14 protein-coding genes and 1 tRNA gene are annotated in these 17588 nt (G+C 70.6%); 7 read left to right on the top strand and 8 right to left on the bottom strand.

All coding sequences use genetic code 11. The features are described 5' to 3' along the window. Positions 1-6: 6 nt before the first annotated feature. The 4 genes from selD to BC102111_RS00440 all read right to left on the bottom strand — a co-directional run bounded on the left by selD (position 7) and on the right by BC102111_RS00440 (position 4701). Positions 7-1005 (bottom strand): selenide, water dikinase SelD, encoded by a 999-nt coding sequence (selD, locus tag BC102111_RS00425; RefSeq protein WP_101623339.1) that lies wholly within the window; start codon positions 1003-1005, stop codon positions 7-9. 33 nt (positions 1006-1038) lie between these two features. Further along, on the bottom strand, positions 1039-2808 hold the full coding sequence (locus BC102111_RS00430) for an FAD-binding oxidoreductase (RefSeq protein ID WP_101623340.1): 1770 nt from the start codon (positions 2806-2808) through the stop codon (positions 1039-1041). Beyond that, the gene (locus BC102111_RS00435) at positions 2805-3743 is read right to left on the bottom strand and encodes a lysophospholipid acyltransferase family protein (protein ID WP_146001375.1); all 939 of its coding nucleotides are present in this window, start codon (positions 3741-3743) and stop codon (positions 2805-2807) included. Before BC102111_RS00435 ends, BC102111_RS00430 begins: the two co-directional genes overlap by 4 nt. A 160-nt stretch (positions 3744-3903) precedes the next feature. Beyond that, positions 3904-4701: an SDR family NAD(P)-dependent oxidoreductase gene (locus BC102111_RS00440; RefSeq protein ID WP_101623342.1), complete on the bottom strand. Its 798-nt coding sequence runs from the start codon at positions 4699-4701 to the stop codon at positions 3904-3906. A gap of 130 nt (positions 4702-4831) precedes the next feature. On the opposite strand from BC102111_RS00440, the gene BC102111_RS00445 reads away from it, so the two are divergent. The 3 genes from BC102111_RS00445 to BC102111_RS00455 are packed head-to-tail and all read left to right on the top strand — an operon-like array spanning position 4832 to position 8821. Beyond that, positions 4832-7048 (top strand): HAD-IB family hydrolase, encoded by a 2217-nt coding sequence (locus BC102111_RS00445; protein ID WP_101623343.1) that lies wholly within the window; start codon positions 4832-4834, stop codon positions 7046-7048. Continuing rightward, positions 7042-8046, top strand: coding sequence for a hypothetical protein (locus BC102111_RS00450; protein WP_101623344.1), 1005 nt, complete (start codon positions 7042-7044; stop codon positions 8044-8046). Before BC102111_RS00445 ends, BC102111_RS00450 begins: the two co-directional genes overlap by 7 nt. Continuing rightward, positions 8036-8821, top strand: a complete 786-nt coding sequence (locus tag BC102111_RS00455) for a ferritin-like domain-containing protein (protein WP_101623345.1) — start codon at positions 8036-8038, stop codon at positions 8819-8821. The genes BC102111_RS00450 and BC102111_RS00455 overlap by 11 nt, the downstream gene beginning before the upstream one ends. An 87-nt stretch (positions 8822-8908) precedes the next feature. Here the strand turns inward: BC102111_RS00455 and BC102111_RS00460 are convergent, their stop codons facing one another. The 3 genes from BC102111_RS00460 to BC102111_RS00470 all read right to left on the bottom strand — a co-directional run bounded on the left by BC102111_RS00460 (position 8909) and on the right by BC102111_RS00470 (position 11706). After that, positions 8909-9616 (bottom strand): YczE/YyaS/YitT family protein, encoded by a 708-nt coding sequence (locus BC102111_RS00460; protein ID WP_101623346.1) that lies wholly within the window; start codon positions 9614-9616, stop codon positions 8909-8911. 2 nt (positions 9617-9618) lie between these two features. After that, positions 9619-10671, bottom strand: a complete 1053-nt coding sequence (locus BC102111_RS00465) for a glucose 1-dehydrogenase (RefSeq protein ID WP_101623347.1) — start codon at positions 10669-10671, stop codon at positions 9619-9621. Between the two features lie 96 nt (positions 10672-10767). Further along, entirely contained in the window at positions 10768-11706 is a 939-nt protein-coding gene (locus BC102111_RS00470; RefSeq protein WP_101623348.1) for an SMP-30/gluconolactonase/LRE family protein, read from the bottom strand. A gap of 160 nt (positions 11707-11866) precedes the next feature. On the opposite strand from BC102111_RS00470, the gene BC102111_RS00475 reads away from it, so the two are divergent. From BC102111_RS00475 to BC102111_RS00490, 4 genes are all read left to right on the top strand, one after another. Next, positions 11867-11962 (top strand) — tRNA-Sec (locus tag BC102111_RS00475). Positions 11963-12037: 75 nt separating this feature from the next. Continuing rightward, positions 12038-13498: an L-seryl-tRNA(Sec) selenium transferase gene (gene selA / locus BC102111_RS00480; protein WP_101623349.1), complete on the top strand. Its 1461-nt coding sequence runs from the start codon at positions 12038-12040 to the stop codon at positions 13496-13498. After that, the gene (selB, locus tag BC102111_RS00485; protein WP_101623350.1) at positions 13498-15345 is read left to right on the top strand and encodes a selenocysteine-specific translation elongation factor; all 1848 of its coding nucleotides are present in this window, start codon (positions 13498-13500) and stop codon (positions 15343-15345) included. The genes selA and selB overlap by 1 nt, the downstream gene beginning before the upstream one ends. Before the next feature lie 100 nt (positions 15346-15445). Continuing rightward, complete coding sequence (locus tag BC102111_RS00490) at positions 15446-16162, top strand: hypothetical protein (protein ID WP_101623351.1); 717 nt, start codon at positions 15446-15448, stop codon at positions 16160-16162. Between the two features lie 137 nt (positions 16163-16299). Here BC102111_RS00490 and BC102111_RS00495 read toward each other — a convergent pair whose 3' ends face one another. Then, positions 16300-17571, bottom strand: coding sequence for a M20 family metallo-hydrolase (locus BC102111_RS00495; RefSeq protein WP_101623352.1), 1272 nt, complete (start codon positions 17569-17571; stop codon positions 16300-16302). Positions 17572-17588: the final 17 nt, after the last annotated feature.

A 17588-nucleotide genomic window follows, 5' to 3' on the forward strand; every position in this document is an offset into this window, starting at 1 on the left:
TTCTCCTCAGCGGACGGTGATGCCCGACCCGGCGACGGTCTCGCCGATGACGGGATAGCCGGGCAGCTCGCCGACGACGAGGAGGCCGCCGGACGTCTGCGCATCGGCGAGGAGGAGGAGATCGTCCTCGGTGACGGTGTCGTCGGTCATCAGGTGCGGGCGCACCCAGTCGAGGTTGCGGCGGGTGCCGCCGGAGACGAATCCTGCCGCGATCGACTCATCGACCCCGCCGAGGCGGGGGACCTTTGCCGTGTCGATGACCGCACCGACCCCCGAGGCCCGCCCCATCTTGAAGAGGTGGCCGAGGAGTCCGAAGCCGGTGACGTCGGTGGCCGCGCGGACGCCTGCGGCCACAGCCTCCCGGGACGCGGATGCGTTGAGTTCCGTCATCGTCGCGATCGCCTCGGGGAAGACCTCGCCGGTCTGCTTGTGCCGATTGTTGAGTATCCCGACGCCGATCGGCTTCGTCAGGGTGATCGGCAGTCCCGCCTCGGCGGCGTCGTTGCGCATGATCGCCTCGGGATGGGCGACCCCGGTGACGGCCATGCCGTACTTCGGCTCGGGGTCGTCGATCGAATGACCGCCGGCGACGGGGCAGTTCGCCTCGGCGGCGACGTCGAGGCCTCCGCGGAGCACCTCGGTGAGCAGCTCGAACGGCAGGACCTCGCGCGGCCACCCGACGAGGTTGATCGCCGTGACCGGGGTCCCGCCCATCGCGTAGATGTCCGAGAGCGCGTTCGCCGCCGCGATCCGCCCCCAGTCGTAGGCATCGTCGACGACGGGGGTGAAGAAGTCGGCTGTGCTCAGCACTGCGAGGTCCTCGCGGATCCGCACCGCTGAGGCGTCATCGCCGTCGTCGAGACCGACGATGACCTGCGGGTTCGTCTGCCCGGTGAGGCCGCGGACGGCGTCCTCGAGCTCGCCCGGGGGGATCTTGCACGCACAGCCGCCGCCGTGGGCGAAACCGGTGAGGCGGTACTCCGAGACGTCGATCGAGGTGTCCATGTGCGCGAGCCTAGCAGGGCGGGCCGACGAGATTCATAGGGTCGGATCGGCGGCGTGATCGCGCTGGGACCCGGCGTCGGTACGGCCCTTGGGCACCGCCTCGGCGACGATCTTCCCGGGGTTGAGGTTGCGTCCGGGATCGGTGGCGCGGAAGAGGGAATCGACCATGAACGCGCCCGCCTCGGTGATGTCGTCGACGATCCACGGACGATGCTCGGTGCCGACCCCATGGTGGTGGGAGAGCCCTCCCCCGGAGTCGATGAACTCCTGCTGCACGGCCTCCTTGACCATTCGGTACTCCGCGAGCGCGGTGTCCTCCTCGGTGTAGGGGATCGCGAACGTGAAGTAGAGGCACGCGCCTCCGTGATAGCTGTGGGACATGTGGCAGAACATGAAGCCGGGGCCGCCCATCTCGGCGCGGACCTGGGCGAAGCGCTCATGCACGCGCGCATGCATGTCCTTGAGGTTCGCCCAGCTCACCCCCGTCTCGCAGACGTCGCCGAAGACCCGGTAGTTGAGGAGGAAGTCGCGCAGGTAGGGCGTGTCGAACTTCTTCTGGTCGTAGATCGCGCCCGGCCCGGTGCCGAGGCTGATTCCGCCGCGACCTGCGACGATCTTCTTGACCGCGGTCTTCTCGCGTCCGACGTGCTCCTTCGAGCCCTCGAAGCAGACGTAGGACAGGCACATCCCCTCCGTCGTGTCCCAGCCGCGCGAGCGCAGATAGGCGAAGAGTGCGTCCTGACCGCGGGCGGTGAGCTTCGACTTCACCGTCGTCGGCTCCGAGACCATGGCGAGGCTGAACCGCGTCTCGGGTCCGTCGGAGAGCCGGGTGAACGTCGGGTTGGCCTCCGAGCGCGCGATGTCGTGCATCGCCTCGACCCCGGACGCCCAATCCGGGTAGAGGTAGGCGACGACCTCCCTCACCTCCGGCTTCCGGTGGATCCGGACCGTGCATTCGCTGATGACGCCGAGGCGGCCCTCACTGCCGAGGATCATCTCGTGGACCGAGGGGCCGGAGTCCCGGCCGGGGATCGGCTTGCTCACGACGACTCCGCGCGGGTGGACGACGCGCATCCCGCGCACGATGTCCTCGATGTCGCCGTACCTGTCCGACTGCATCCCGGACGACCGGGTCGCCGCCCACCCGCCGAGCGTCGAATAGCTGAACGAATCGGGGAAGTGCCCCATGGTCCACCCGCGGACGCCCAGCTGCTCCTCGAGGTCGGGTCCGTACGCGCCGGCTTCGACCCGCGCGAGGCCCGAGTACTCGTCGACCTCGAGGACGCGCCGCATCCGACCGAGGTTGAGCGACACGATGGGTCGCTCCTCGTCGGGGTCGGGGGTGACCGAACCGGAGATGCACGAGCCGCCCCCGTAGGGGATGAGGACGAGATCGTGGTCGAGGACCGCGGTGAGCACCTCGGCGATCTCCTCCTCGCTGCCGGGATGGACGACGACATCGGTGAGACGGGGCATCGTCCCGTTCCGGACACGGTAGAGGTCGGGCAGGGAGCGCCCGAAGGAGTGGATGACCCGCAGCTCGTCGTCGACGCTGACGTTCTCGGTCCCCACCGCCTCGGCGAGGACGGCGAGGCCATCCTCGCTCACCCGTGAGGCGGGAACGTCGAACCCGCCGAGGTCGGGGATGCGCGGGCGCGGGGCGTTCCACAGGTCGAGGCCGACCTTCTCCTTCGCGATCGCAGCGAAGGCGGGCTTCGTCTCCCAGCGGAACTCGACGCCGTCGGCGCCCCAGCCCCACCAGCGGTGTCGCCTGACCTCGTCGACGCTCAGCGGTGCGCTCACGTCCTCGTCCCTTCGTCGGTGGTGTGATCTGTGGTGCCCGGTCTGTCGGCTGTGGCCTGCTTCTCTGCCGCGCCCTGCTTGTCGGGCTGCGGGGCACGGTCGGTGCGCCCGGATTCGTCGCCAGGGACACGTCGGTGGGTGAGTCGGGCGAGGCCGAGTTCGTCGGCCCCGGCGTCGAAGAGCTCCTCGACCCGGCACTGGACCCGCGCCGTCAGCGCCGGCAGCGACTCCCCGGGCTGGGCGACGACGGGGGCGCCGACGATGACGCGCACCGGTCGGCGGCCGGGCACCGGCCAGCTCGTGCCCTTCGGCATCGCCTCCGAACCGCCGACGACGGCCGTCGGGACGATGGGCGCGCCGGTGTCGACGGCGAGTTTGATCGCCCCCACCTTGAAGTCGGCGACGAACCCGTTCTGCTGACGCCCGCCCTCGGGGAAGAGGAGCACGGGCACACCTGAGCGCAGCAGGGCGCGGGGCGTCTCGGAGCTGCCGTGGGAGCCCTCCCGGTAGACGGGGAAGGCGTTGAAGAGGAGTCGGACGAACATCCGCTTGTGCCACGCTGTGAAGAAGTAGTCATAGGCGACCCCGGCGGCGAGCAGACGCGCCTGTCCTCGCGGCAGGCTCTGCGCGATGAGCGGCGCGTCGAGGTGCGAGGTGTGGTTGGCGACGACGAGGAACCCACCGCGCAGGCCGCGCACCTCGGGATCGATCCGTGCCGAGGGGGTGATCGTCGAGCGGACGAGACCGCGAAAGAGGACGCGCTGGAGGACGAAGCGCAGCGCCGCGCGCGCCCGGGAGCGGTACATCGCCGTGGACGGGGCGTGCGGAGGTGGGGGTGCTGCGTCCCGCGACGGCGGGGTCGTCGGCACCTCGGTCGGTGCCGCCGCCGGCACGACTGCGGGCGACTGACCCTGGGGTGTTCTCTCTGCTCTCATCGCCCGGGGTTCGGAGCCGACCCCAGAACCGGATGCCGCCTCGGCGAGGAAATTCTCCCCGTCCCTCGTACGGTGCCCCACGCGCGGACGAAGCCGCTCGCGCGGATGGCGCACGTCGTGCGAGCGAAGCCCCACGTACGCACGGTCGTGGGGCTCGCGTTCAGGCACCACGGCGGTCTCTCTCCTCGTTCCGGCGGGAGGTGAGAGCACTCGAGAGTCGGTGGATCGCCGACCGGGGGGCGATCCGGAGGCCTGCGACGATGGCCTTCCAGCGCAGCTGCGGTACGCTCACGGTCCGACCCCTGGCGACGTCGCGCAGGCACTCCTCGACGAGGTCGTCGGGGTCGAGCCAGAGGACATCGGGGATCGAGGTCCCGGCGATGCCGGCGCGGGCATGGAACTCGGTGCGCACCCAGCCGGGCACGAGCGCCGTCACGGTCACCCCGGTGCCGGCGGTCTCGACAGCGAGCGACTCCGAGTAGTTGAGCGCCCAGGCCTTGATCGCGGTGTAGTTGTTCTGGGTCAGGCCCGAGCTCACCGAGCACACGGTGATGATCCACCCGCGTCCGCGCTTGGTCATCGCCCGGGCCGCGGCACCGCCGATGACGAGCACCGCCCGCTGCATCACCTCGAAGCCGCGGTCATGCTCCTCGAGGTCCGTGGCGAGCAGGCTCGCCCGCACGGAGAACCCGGCGTTGTTGACGACGACGTCGATGGGCCGGTCCGACCCGGGGTCCTCGATGCGCGCGGCGACCCGCGTCTGGTCGTCACGGTCGGCGAGGTCGGCGATGAGCGTCTCGACCTCGATCCCGAAGGCCGAGCGCAGGTCGGCCGCGAAGGTCTCGAGCCTGCCCTCATCGCGGGCGACGAGGACGAGTCCGAGGCCGCGAGAGGCGAAGGCACGGGCGAACGCGGCACCGATGCCCGCGGTGCCTCCCGTGATCAGAGCGACATGCATGCTTGTTACGATACAGTGACCTGCGTCATACTCCGCGATGACCTTGAGGGTGACCGCACCACCCATCCGATTCCCCGCCGGCTCCGAATGAGCATCCGAGACCGTTTCCGCGCGACCCGATAGGCAGCACATGACATCCAGCCGCATTCTCCTGACCGGCGTGACGGGATTCCTCGGTCAGGCGGTGCTCCAGGCCCTGCTCGAGAGCAGGCCGGACGTCACCATCACCGCTCTCGTGCGTCCCCGGGGCACCCGGTCGGGCAGGCAGCGCCTCGAACGGCTGCTCACGAAACCGGTCTTCGCCACCTGGATCGGACGGGCCGGTGAGGCCGCCGTGCGGGATGCTCTCACGGCGCGTGTCGAGGTCCTCGAGGGTGACCTCACCGACCTGCCGCCGCTGCCGCACGCCTTCGACGTCGTCATCCACTCCGCGTCGTCGGTGTCCTTCGACGCCCCCATCGACGAGGCGTTCCGCACCAACGTCACCGGAGTCGAGCGCCTCTACCGGGCCCTGCGCGAGACCGGGCAGGACCCGCACGTCATCCACGTCTCGACGGCGTACGTCGGCGGCATCTCCAAGGGCCTCGCCCAGGAGCGTCGGCTCAGCCACAACGTCGACCACCGCGCCGAGTCCGCGGCCGCCGAACTCGCCCGCGACCGGGTCGAAGCCGAATCCCGTGCTCCCGAACAGCTGCGCCGCTTCCTCCGCAGCGCCCGCGCCCAGAGTTCCCGGATGGGACCCAAGGCCGTCGCCGCGTCCGCCGAGGCGGCGCGGGAGGCCTTCGTCGCCGACCGCCTCGTCGAGTTCGGCCGCACCCGCGCCGAATCCCTCGGCTGGACCGACGTCTACACGTTGACGAAGGCGATGGCCGAACGCGTCGCCGAAGCCGAATGGGCCGACCAGGGCCACCGGGTCTCCTTCGTCCGGCCCTCGATCATCGAATCCGCGCTCCGCCTGCCCCACCCCGGCTGGATCGACGGCTTCAAAGTCGCCGACCCGCTCATCATGGCCTATGCGAACGGCGGGCTGACCGAGTTCCCCGGCCATGCCGACTCCGTCCTCGACATCATCCCCGTCGACTTCGTCGTCAACGTCATCCTCGCGCTCGCCGCAGAGGACGAATCCACCGCCGCCGAGGCGGGGGCCCGGTACTTCCATGTCGTGTCCGGCACGTCGAATCCCCTGCCGTTCCACCAGATGGTGAGCACGGTGCGCGAGTACTTCCTCGACCGCCCGATCCCCGACCCCGAGGGCGAACCGACCCCGGTTCCCGAATGGAGCTTCCCGAGTTCCGAGCTCATCGAACAGCGCATCCGCCTCAAGGAACTGGGCTCACGTCTCGGGCGGGCCGTCGTCGACCGGCTGCCGTCGTCCCGGCGCACCCGCGGGTGGGTCTCGCATCTGAGCCGCGTCGATGCGGGGCTGCGGTCTCTGCGCCAGTTCGCCGACCTCTACCGGCAGTACACGAAGACCGAGATGGTCTTCGACGACGCGGCCACCCGCCGACTCCACGAACGACTGCCCGCGGACACTGCGCCCGAGCGGGGGTTCGACGTCACCGACATCGAGTGGGACCGGTACTTCAAGGACATCCACCTGCCCGCCATCACCGAACTCACCCGCACCTACGCCCGCAACCGGGCGCGCACGAGGCAGGACCGCACCACCTCGGCGGGGCTGCTGCCTGCCGGCGATGCGCTCGCCGTGTTCGACCTCGACGGCACGGTGATCTCGACGAACATCGTCCGGCAGTATGCGGCTGTCGTCCGCGCCACCCAGCCTCCCCACCGCTGGCCGGGAGCGCTCGCCGGCATCGCCGGGATCGTCCCCGGGCTCCTGCGCGCCGAATCCCGTGACCGCTCCGAGCTCATCCGCATGGTCAACCGGCGCTACCGGGGCTTCCGCCTCGACGAGCTGCGCGCGGTCATCGCGGGCAGCCTCGGGGAGCGGATCCGCGACTCGATCCGCCCGCAGGCCCGCACCCTCATCGACGAGCACCGCGCAGCCGGACACCGCACCGTGCTCGTCACCGGTGCTCTCGAAGTCCTCGTCGAACCGCTCGCCGACCTCTTCGACGAGGTCGTCGCCACCCGCATGGACGTCACCTCGGACGGCGTGCTCTCCGGGTACCTCGCGACTCCGCCGCTCGTCGACGAAGCCCGCGCGAACTGGCTGCGGAAGTACGCGAGCGGCGTCGGCGCCGACCTCGCGAAGTCGACCGGCTACGGCGATTCGCTCGCCGATGCCGCGTGGCTCGAGCTCGTCGGCGAGCCGATCGCCGTCACCCCCGACCTCGGCCTCTACGGACATGCCCTGAAGAAGCGATGGAAGGTGCTCGAATGGTGATGCAGGGAAGCCGGAGTGCGGTCGACGTCGAGCATCCGCCGGGTCACGTCGACGGACGCCTGTTCTCCGACGCGGACCATCCGACGGTCCTCGTCACCGACTTCGACGTCCCCGGCTACCTCGAGCAGGCGCGGGGTCGCATCCCCGTCGACCGTGAGCGCATCGATCTGCCCGCCGAGGCGGCCCGTGACCTGGGATTCCTCTGGCGCTTGGAGAACTCTGCGCTCGCCGAGACCCGGGCGCTGCTGGCCTCATGGACGGCGAACGAAGCCCGGATCACCGCCTTCGTCACCGCGTGGGGATATGAGCGATACTGGCTGGCCAAAGCGCTGCGGGACGTCCTCGATGCCGGTGGCGCGACCGGATCCCCCGCGCCCTCGCGGGTGCCGTCGACCAGGCTGCGCGAGGTCTGGGTCGAGCGTGCGCTGCCGATCGTCGCTCCCATCGTCGGGGGCGTCGTCAGGGAGCCCGTCACCGCCGGCCACATGGCCCGGCTCGCCGTCCAGGAGGGCGCCCTCCAGGTCGCGGAGGCCGCCCTGCTTCCGCGGCTGAACGGGGAGGCCCGCCGTGTCCTCGCTGAGGTGGTCGAGCGTCGCGAGGAGATCGTGCGGTTCTTCCGCACCGAGGCGATCGCCCGCATCACCCGGTCCCGGCGCGAAGCCGTCCTCGCCCGGATCCACCTCGGCTGGCCCTGGGCGCCGCTGCGCGTCGTCGGTGTGCCCGAGCCCGACGAGGCGGCGGCACTCGCGAGCCTCTTCGCCGAGGGCTCCGACCGGCGGGCGCTCACCGCCTCCGATGCGGTGATCGGGCAGCAGCTCGCCGGGAACCCTCAGCCGTCGGCGGACGAGGTCCGGGCGGCGCTGCGCACCGCGCGCCGACGGCAGGGTAGTCCAGGCCGACGGAGGGTGACCAAGGACGGACGGCCCGGCACCGCGGGCAGTCGCCTGCGGCCCAACCGCAGCCGACCGGTTCGAGACAGGAGTGAGAATGGCCTTTGACTTCGACACCTATGCCGAGACGTCCGAGGCGGTGAAATGGTCGGACCTCGACTTCGACGTCTTCGACGCGATGCCGTTGGATGCGGACACGCTGCGCACGGTCCGCTACATGTGCGACGTCGAGTACCACACGACGTGCTTCGTCCGGGAGCTCCTCGTCACCCCCTCGCACCGGGAGGACGCGCCGGCGGCGTTCATGACGATGTGGAACCGGGAGGAGTTCTGGCACGGCGAGGCGCTCGCCGCGGTGCTGAAGAAGCACGGCATCCACGTCGACTACGACGAGATCAAGGCGAAGCGGGCGGGACTGGGCTGGAAGCTCGCCCTCGGTCCGGCGAAGCAGTCGCTGCTGTCGAACATGGTCGGCTCCGACTTCATCGCCGTCCACATGGCATGGGGCGCAGCCAACGAGCTCTCGGCCACCGCAGGCTACCGTCGGATGGCGGCGATGCAGGACCACCCGGTGCTCTCGCCGCTGCTCGAGCGCATCGCCAAGCAGGAGACCCGCCACGTCGCGTTCTATTCGACGCAGGCGAAGGAACGGCTCGAGGACAACCCGCGCGCGCAGAGGATCGTGCGACTGGCGCTCGGGAGGCTGTGGAAGCCGGTGGGCTCGGGGATGATGGACGACGCCGAGGTCAAGCACGTGATGACCCACCTCTTCCGGAACCAGACCGCTGAACTCGACAAGCTCGACAAACGCGTGCAGAAGCTGCCCGGTCTCGGGGACCTGACGATCTTCCGCAGCGCCTTCGCCCGCCTCGGCATCGACTGAGAGGCGCGGCACCGGACTCCGGCACCGCCTCGGCGGCGCATGCGAAATCCGCACCACCTCGGCGAGGGAATGTGAACGGGGGAGGGATCAGATGAGCTTCGTCGGATCGGCCGGGTTCCCGGCCTCGGGATGGCAGTCGCTCAGTGCCCGGCCCTTCGTCAGCCGCGCGACGAGGGGTTCGTTGACGCGGGAGGAGAAGAAGGCGATGAGCGGGCCGCAGAAGAACGCGGTCATGATCGTGCCGACCCCGACGGGACCGGAGACGAGGATTGCGCCGACGAGGACGATGAGGTCCTGCGGGACGCGCACCCGCTGGTACTTCCACCCGGTGCGGTCGACGATGATCGGGGCGATCGCATCGTAGGGCGCGGTCCCGACCCCGGCGGAGATGTATCCGCTGGCACCGAACGCGAAGACGACGATGCCGATCGCGAAGAACATCGTCGCACCCCCGTGATCGCCCGGTGCGACGGTGAGCGGAGCGAGGAGACCGGCGAAGAGGTCGATGAAGAACCCGGTCAGCGTCATGTTGATGACCGTGCCGATGCCGATGTAGCGGCGAGCGAAGATGAGCACGGGAATGAAGAGGATGAGGTTGCTCAGCAGCTGATACGCCCCGAGCGACCATCCGATCCGCTCGCTGATGCCGATGTTGAGCGCCGTGTACGGGTCGACACCGACCCCTCCGGTCTGGAGGATGGCGGCGCCGAGGCCGATGAGGACGACTCCGGCGAGCGCGTAGAGCGACCGCAGCGCCAGGGATCCGGGAGCTCTCTCCTTCGCCGCGGCCGCCATCGTCAGGCCTGGAGGTCGATGACGACCTTGATGTCGCCGGGGTGATGTTCGAAGGCCCCGAGCGCCTGCGAGAGGGGGACCGTGCGGGAGAGCAGGGAGGTCAGCCATTCGTCGTCGGCGGCGGCCAGCGCCGCGGCTGCCTGCTTCCAGTGGTCGACGTTGGCGTTGACGGACCCGACGATCGCGACGTTGTCGAGGACGATCGTCTTCCCGATGCTCGCGAGGTCGAGTCGCGTGGGCTCCTGCGGGTCGTGCATGCCGAGGAGGCAGACGACCTGGTAGGGGGTGACGGCCTCGAGGATGTCGGCGAGGGTCGCCGAGTCCCCGGTCGTGTCGAGGACGATGTCGGGCTTCACCTCGGCGAGGACGCCGGGGAGATCACCGGAGTGGAACTGCCCGCCGAGGCGGTTGACGAGCTCCTCCTTGTTGTCCCGCTGGGTGGCGTTGTAGAGATGGACGTCGAGCCCGCGCTGCCGGCCGAGGAGGGCCGCGAGCAACCCGATCGTCCCGCCGCCGACGATGACGACGGACGACGGGTCGAAAAACGCGCGCTCGCCGACGCGGAAGACCTGATCCCAGGCCTTCGCGACGACCGAGGTCGGCTCCATGAGCACGCCGGTGCGCCCGAGGCTCGGGTCGAGCTTGACGGCGAAGTCCTGCTTGACGACCCACTGCTCGGACCCGAATCCCGGCAGCTCCTTGATCCCGCGTTCGGTGTACTCACCGTTGCGGCACATGTCGAACTCGCCGTGCGCGCACGCCGGGCACGGCACGGGGTCGGGGCGCCGGACGACCCCGGCGATGAGGTCGCCCGGGGCGAAGGCCGATCCCTCCGGGGCGGCTTCGACGCGGCCGAGGGACTCGTGGCCGATGATGAGCAGTTCCTCACCCGGAGGCGCCCACCCGTACTGCCCGCCGTTGAGCTCGCGGTCGGTGCCGCACACCCCGATCGCCAGGCCGGTGACGAGGAGCTCGTCGGCAGCGGGCTCGGGCGTGGGCATGTCGGTGACGGCGAGCGAGTCAGCGGTGCCGGGGGTGATAGTGAGTGCTCTCATCGGGGTCCTTCGTGGTCGTGGTCGGGGTCGTGGGTGGGTGTCGCGTGGGTCGTGAGTGGGTGTCGCCTGGTCGGGCGGCTCGTCAGGCGACGTCGCTCACCCGTCGAACGGCGCTGCGGGGACCCCGGTGGCGCCGGGGGTGACGGCGAAGACGCCTCCTGCGCCCGGTTGGGTGCCCGGCTCGACGTTCTCCTGGGTCGTCGTGATGAAGAGGGTGCGCAGATCCGGTCCGCCGAAGGTGCAGGCGGTGACATTGGTGACGGGAAGGTCGACGACCTCGAGGAGGGTGCCCGCGGCGTCGCGGCATTCGACGCGGGAGCCGCCGTAGATCGCCGTCCACACGTTGTCCTCGGTGTCGACGCAGAGTCCGTCCGGTCCGCCGGCCGGGTCATCGTCGTCGAGGGTGAACACGCGACGGGCGTTCCTCAGTCCCGCCGACTCGTCCCAGTCGAGGACCCAGGTGCTGCGGGTGGGGGTGTCGTTGTAGAAGGCGCGGCGCTCATCCGAGGTCCACGCGATGCCGTTGGAGATGGTGACGTCGTCGAAGACCGTGTTCACCGAGCCGTCGCCGGTGATCCGGTAGAGGGCGCCGCCGCCCTTGCCCTGGTCGTAGCGCATTGTGCCTGCGAGGAATCGTCCGGCCGGGTCGCACCCGCCGTCGTTGAAGCGGACGTCGGGGTCGGTGACCACCTCGGCGATCTCCGTCCATGCCCCGCCGGCGGGATCGTCGGAGACACTGAGTCCGTGCTCGGTGAGGACGGCGATGCCGCCGGCGACGCGGGGGCGCAGGCATCCGGCGACCGGGCCGGGAACGTCGAGCGCGTCGACCATGTCGGGGGCCACCGGTGTGAGAACTGACCCGGCGGAGGTGCCGCTGACGTCGGCGGTCAGCGCTTCGGGTCGCACGGTGAGGATCCGTCCGGCGAGCATGTCGACGTAGCGCAGCGTGTTCGCGACCGGTGAACCGTCGTCGGGCCACCACACGGGACCTTCGGCGTGGAAGGCGACGGGAGGGACGAAGAGCTCTGCTCGCATGCTTCCTGCCTTGTGGGAGGGGCGCTGGACGGGGTCGGTCGGGGACGTCGGTCGTGGGGTCCACGCTATTGCCGCCGCTCACCTCAGTCAACGCCCCTTGCGGGATGGGGTCCGACCGCGGTGGATCGCCATGTCCGCGGTACCCGGTAGAGTTCGTTCCGGAGGCGTCTGGCGTCCTGGTGGGCCCCCCGGTCTTCAAAACCGGTGAGACCGAGCATCTCGGTCTGGCGGGTTCGATTCCCGTCCGCCTCCGCCACAGACATCGCCGGTAAGGATGCTTGCCGGAACGGGACGTGAGCGTGTGCGCGTCGGCACAGAGGAGGAGGCAGCCATGGTCGAGGCCGACCCCCGCCGGAGCATTCCGCGCACCGATCATCTCCTCGCCCTGCCCGAGGTCGCCGCCGCCCGCGACCGCCTCGGCGAGGCGACGATCCGTGCCCTCATCGCCGACGCCCAGGACTCCGCCCGGTCAGGGAAGCTTCCCGTCGCCGAGGTGACCCCCACCGTCATCGCGGCCGTGACCACGCGTTCGGCCTCATCGCTCACCCCCGTGCTCAACGCGACCGGGATCATCGTCCACACGAACCTCGGTCGCGCACCGCTCTCACCTGCGGCGCAGCAGGCCGTCAGCGATGCAGCCGGCTATGTCGACGTCGAGATGGACCTCGAATCCGGCAAGCGGAGCAAGCGCGGCGTCGGGGCGAAGGCGGCGCTGCTGCGCGCCTGCCCCGCCGCCGAGGACGCGCTCGTCGTCAACAACGGCGCCGCCGCCCTGCTCCTCGCCGTGACAGCGCTGCGGGGCAGTGGGGACGCTGCGGATTCGACCTCGCCGGGCCGGTCCGGTCCGGGAACCACCGTCCCGGATGAGATCGTCGTCAGCCGCGGGGAGCTCGTCGAGATCGGGGCCGGCTTCCGTCTGCCCGACCTCATGGTCACCACCGGCGCTCGCCTCCGTGAGGTCGGCACGACGAATCGGACCCACCTGGCCGACTATGCCGCGGCCGTCGGCCCGGCGACCGCGAGCCTGCTCAAGGTCCACACGAGCAACTTCCGCGTCGACGGCTTCACCGCCGAGGCGACCCTGTCGCAGCTGCGCGGCCTCGCCGACGAGCACAAGCTCCCTCTCATCGCCGACCTCGGCAGCGGGCTCCTCACCCCCGACCCGGTTCTGCCGAACGAACCCGACATCGACACCGCCCTCCGGGACGGGGCCGACGTCGTCATCGTCTCCGGCGACAAACTCCTCGGCGGACCGCAGGCCGGCCTCATCCTCGGCCGGACCGAGGCCGTCGAGCGGATCGCGAGGCACCCGCTCGCCCGCGCGATGCGCACCGACAAGCTCACGCTTGCGGCGATCGAGGCGACGATCTCAGGAGCCTCGAACCCCGTTCACGACGCCCTCCACCTCGACCCGGTCGACCTGCGCAGACGCACGGAACGACTCGCCGAGGCGGTCGGCGGAACCGTCGTTCCTCATGACGGTCGCGTCGGCGGCGGGGGTGCTCCCGGCGTCCCCTTACCCGGGTGGGCGCTCGAGCTTCCCGAGGACTTCGCCGAACCGCTGCGCCTCGGCGATCCGGCCGTCGTCGCCCGCGTCCACCAGGGCGTGTGCCTCGTCGACCTCCGCAGCGTTCCCGAAACCTCCGACGATGCGCTCGCCGATGCGATCCGGGCGGCCGCCGAGCGCCTCGGCGGGACCGGCGCAGCGGCTGACCGCGGTCAGGGCGGACCCGGCATCACGGAAACCGCGACGCAGACGGCCGCGAACGACCGCCTCGGCGAGGGCACCTGATGTTCGTCGTCGCGACGGCCGGGCACGTCGATCATGGGAAGTCGACCCTGGTCAAAGCCCTGACCGGGATGGAACCGGACCGGTGGGCCGAAGAGCGCAGGCGCGGGCTGACGATCGATCTCGGGTTCGCGTGGACGACGCTGCCCTCGGGTCGGGAGCTCGCGTTCGTCGACGTCCCCGGGCACGAGCGGTTCCTCGCGAACATGCTCGCCGGGGTCGGTCCGGCGCCGATCGTCTGCTTCGTCATCGCCGCGGACAAGGGCTGGCAGGCGCAGTCGAGCGATCATCGGGACGCGATCGCAGCCCTCGGGATCGACCGGGGGCTCATCGTCGTCACCCGCGCCGACCTCGCGCCGGACACCGTCACGGAGACGGAAGCCCAGGTGAGGGCCGAGCTGCGGGGGACGACGCTCGCCGATGCGCCGATCGTCACGGTCTCGGCGACGACGGGGCAGGGCATGGACGAACTCATCGCCCGCCTCGACGAGGTCACCGCCGCCACCCCCGCTCCGGACGCGGACGCGCGCGTGCGGCTGTGGATCGACCGGGCGTTCTCGATCACCGGGGCGGGCACCGTCGTCACCGGCACGCTCACCGCGGGAACCCTGCGCGCAGGCGACCGGGTGCGCGTCGTCGGCGAGTCCGTCGACCTCGTCACCGGGATCCGCGGGATGCAGAGCAGGGAATCCTCCGCCGAGGTCGTCACCCCCGCCGCGCGCGTCGCCGTCAACGTCCGCGACGTCCCCGTCGACGACATCCACCGAGGTGACGCCCTCATCACGCCCGATGCGTGGCCGATCGTCGAGGTGCTCGACGTGCGCCGGACGATGGGGGAGGCGCTCGCCGACGGCGTCCACGAGCTCATGCTCCACATCGGCACCGCCGCCGTGCCCGTGCGCCTGCGCCCCTTCGACGCCGAGCATGCCAGGCTCACCCTCGAGCGACCGCTGCCGCTGCAACTCGGCGACCGCATGGTGCTGCGCAACCCCGGCAGCCGCAACGTCTTCGCCGGCGTCGTCGTCCTCGACGTCGACCCGCCTGAGCTGGGACGACGCGGCGACGGGGCGCGGCGGGCCGCTGCGTTGGCATCGCGGCCGGTGACCGGGGACGTCCTCGCCGAGGTGGCTCGGCGCGGAGCCGTCGAACGCGCGGTCCTCGTGCGGTTCGGCCTGACGGTGCCCGAGACGCTGCCCTCCGATGTCGAGGCGCTGGGTGCCTGGCTCGTGCACGCTCCGACACTCCAGGCGTGGGTGACGGCGGCCAAGGAAGTGGTGGCGAAGCAGCTCGCCGCACAGCCGATGGCCCCGGGCGTGCCGGTCAAAGCCGTCGTCGGGGCCCTGCGTCGGGTCGATCCGCCGCTGCCGAGTGCTGGGGCGCAGCCGGCCGCGTCCCCAGGCAGCGGAACCGGGATCGGCGCGCTCGTCGCCGAGGTGATCCGACGGGCCGGTCTCGAGGCGGCCGACGGCGTGGTCCGCCCACCCGGTCACCGCGCGGATCTCGGCCCTGCGGAGGCGGGTGTCGCCGAGGTCGAACAACGTCTCAAGGCCAATCCCTTCGATGCGCCCGAGGCCGATGATCTGCGGGCGCTTCGCCTGGGAGCGCGGGAGCTCGCGGTCGCCGAGAAGGCGGGGAGGGTGCTGCGCCTCGGCGACGGTGTCGTCGTCTCCCCGCGGACCCCGGCGCAGGCGATGCGACTGCTCGCGGGACTCGATCAGCCGTTCACGACGAGTCAGGCCAGGCAGGCGCTGGGGACGACGCGGCGCGTCGTCATCCCGCTGCTCGAGCACCTCGACTCCCGCGGGTGGACGAGGCGGCTCGACGGTTCGCATCGCGAGGTCGTGCGGTAGGACGGGCTGGAAAGCGGCAGGCGGTCCGCGGTGCAGTCAGGGCCGCTGACCAGATGTCCGAGCTCCGGCGGAACAATTGGGGAGGCGGCACAATTGGGGGATGGAACCTCTCACGTCCGAACGTCGCGTCATCGCCGCCGCCGAGTCGCTGGCGGCGACCTTGGTCGGCAACCCGAACCACACGGTGGCCGCAGCAGTCATGGATACCCGTGGGCGCATCTTCACGGCGGTCAACGTCTTCCACTTCACGGGCGGACCGTGCGCCGAACTCGTCGCCCTCGGCGTTGCTGCCGCTGCTCATGCCGGACCGCTCGTGGCCGTGGCTGCGGCAGGCGATGACGGCCGCGGCGTGATCCCTCCCTGCGGGCGGTGCCGACAGGTGCTCCTCGATCTCCACCCGGACGTCACCGTCGCCGTGCCGAGCGAAGAGCGACCGACGATCCGAGCGATCCGCGAGCTGCTGCCCGACACCTACCGCCACCCCGATGCCCAGGCGGCGCGGATCCTCCGCTTCAATGCGCGCTACTACGACAGCGTCGTCGCCGGCACGAAGACCACGACGGTGCGATGGAGGGAGTGGGTCGAGGAGGGTCCTGCCATCCTCTACTTCGAGGACGACGAGCGAGGACCTCTGAAAGGGGAGGTCCTGCGCACCTCGAAGGTCGCTCTGCGCGATCTCACTCCTGAGGACCTGGGCGTCGACGATGTCGGCGTGGTCGAGGAGTACGTCGCTGGTCTGCGCGGCCACTATCCCGACATGCCCGAGGACGCGGTGGTCACCGTCGTCGACTTCGCGCTCGGCCCGGACGACGACTGAGGAGCGTCGGCGCGAACCCGCCGGGACGCTGACCGCCGGCAACCGCTCGGTTTCGATCCCACCGCGCTGGATCGATCCATGCCATGTGGATCGGAACCGAGCGATGACCGATTCGCGATCCGCCCCGTGCGCACCCCTCACCCCGCAAGCGCACCGCCTGCCAACCGCCGGACCACCTCGGTGAGGTGATGGAGACCGGAGAGGAGGTCCTCGTCCTTCGTGAACTCCTCAAGGTTGTGCGAGATCCCGGCGACGCTCGGTACGAAGAGCATGACCGTGGGCACCGTGTCCTTGAGATTCGTCGAGTCGTGCCCGGCCACCGTCATCACCGTCGCCGAGGTGAGCCCGAGGTCATCGGCGACCGCGCGGGCGAGCTCGACGCCGTCCTCGCCGTAGGGGTTCTGATCCCAGCTGTGCTCGGCGGTGATCTCGATGTCGACCCCGACCTCCTCGGAGATCTTCGCGACCGTGCCCATGAGCGAGGCATGGGCGGCGGCGATGACCTCGGCGCTGGGGGAGCGGAGGTCGAGGAGGAGCTCGACCTCGCTCGCGACGACGACCGGCGAATTCGGGTAGACGTTGAGCTCACCGCACGCGGTGTGCAGCGCTCCGGGCTCGAACTCGTCGACGAGCTCGCGTGCGGCGACGACGAGTCGCGCCGCGCCGAGCAGCGCATCACGCCGATCGGCCATGAGAGTCGACCCGCTGTGGGCCTGCGCGCCGTGGACGCGGAACTCGAACTTGTGCGCGGCCCACGTCGCATCGACCAGCCCGATCGTCACGCCGTCCTCCTCCATGCTGCGCCCCTGCTGGACGTGGATCTCGGCGTACGAGGCGATCTCCGGGGCGGTGAAGTCCCCGCGTTCGCCGATCGCATCGAGCGCCTCGGCGACGGTGACCCCGTGCGGGTCGGTCGTCGCGAGCGCCGCCTCGAGGTCGGCCTTGCCGGTGAAGACGTTGCTGCCCATCATCGAGGGCTTGAACCGCGAACCCTCCTCGTTGAACCAGTTGACGACGGCGAGGTTGAACCGCGCCTGCGAGGGGTCGGCGCGGAGTTCATCGGCGATCGCGAAGCACGCGTGCGCGCTCGCCATCACGCCGTACGCGCCGTCGAAGCGACCGGCCGTCGGCTGCGAGTCCATGTGCGATCCGGTGAGGACGTACGGGGCGCCGGGGGCGAGCTCGAGCAGTCCGAACTGATTGCCGATCGCGTCCCGTTCGACGGTGAACCCGTGGTCCTCGAGGAGCCGGGCGAACCACGTCCGCTGCTGCCCGTCGGCCTCGCTCGCGGCCTGCCGATCGACCCCGTTGGTCCCCTCGACCGCGCCGAAGCGGGAGTGGACGGCCCAGTCGGCGAGGAAGTCTGCGTCGCGGGTGGCCTGGGTCGGGGTGCTGGGGTTCTCGTTCATCGTGTGGACTTTCCGTG

The organism is Brevibacterium casei CIP 102111, assembly GCF_900169275.1.
In the GTDB taxonomy this organism is placed as follows: domain Bacteria; phylum Actinomycetota; class Actinomycetes; order Actinomycetales; family Brevibacteriaceae; genus Brevibacterium; species Brevibacterium casei.

Coding starts and splice junctions, on each gene's coding strand:
- selD (WP_101623339.1), bottom strand. CDS start 1,005: ATGGACACCTCGATCGACGTCTCGGAGTACCGCCTCACCGGTTTCGCC.
- selA (WP_101623349.1), top strand. CDS start 12,038: ATGGTCGAGGCCGACCCCCGCCGGAGCATTCCGCGCACCGATCATCTC.
- BC102111_RS00495 (WP_101623352.1), bottom strand. CDS start 17,571: ATGAACGAGAACCCCAGCACCCCGACCCAGGCCACCCGCGACGCAGAC.
- selB (WP_101623350.1), top strand. CDS start 13,498: ATGTTCGTCGTCGCGACGGCCGGGCACGTCGATCATGGGAAGTCGACC.
- BC102111_RS00490 (WP_101623351.1), top strand. CDS start 15,446: ATGGAACCTCTCACGTCCGAACGTCGCGTCATCGCCGCCGCCGAGTCG.
- BC102111_RS00435 (WP_146001375.1), bottom strand. CDS start 3,743: ATGAGAGCAGAGAGAACACCCCAGGGTCAGTCGCCCGCAGTCGTGCCG.
- BC102111_RS00470 (WP_101623348.1), bottom strand. CDS start 11,706: ATGCGAGCAGAGCTCTTCGTCCCTCCCGTCGCCTTCCACGCCGAAGGT.
- BC102111_RS00450 (WP_101623344.1), top strand. CDS start 7,042: ATGGTGATGCAGGGAAGCCGGAGTGCGGTCGACGTCGAGCATCCGCCG.
- BC102111_RS00455 (WP_101623345.1), top strand. CDS start 8,036: ATGGCCTTTGACTTCGACACCTATGCCGAGACGTCCGAGGCGGTGAAA.
- BC102111_RS00460 (WP_101623346.1), bottom strand. CDS start 9,616: ATGGCGGCCGCGGCGAAGGAGAGAGCTCCCGGATCCCTGGCGCTGCGG.
- BC102111_RS00440 (WP_101623342.1), bottom strand. CDS start 4,701: ATGCATGTCGCTCTGATCACGGGAGGCACCGCGGGCATCGGTGCCGCG.
- BC102111_RS00445 (WP_101623343.1), top strand. CDS start 4,832: ATGACATCCAGCCGCATTCTCCTGACCGGCGTGACGGGATTCCTCGGT.
- BC102111_RS00465 (WP_101623347.1), bottom strand. CDS start 10,671: ATGAGAGCACTCACTATCACCCCCGGCACCGCTGACTCGCTCGCCGTC.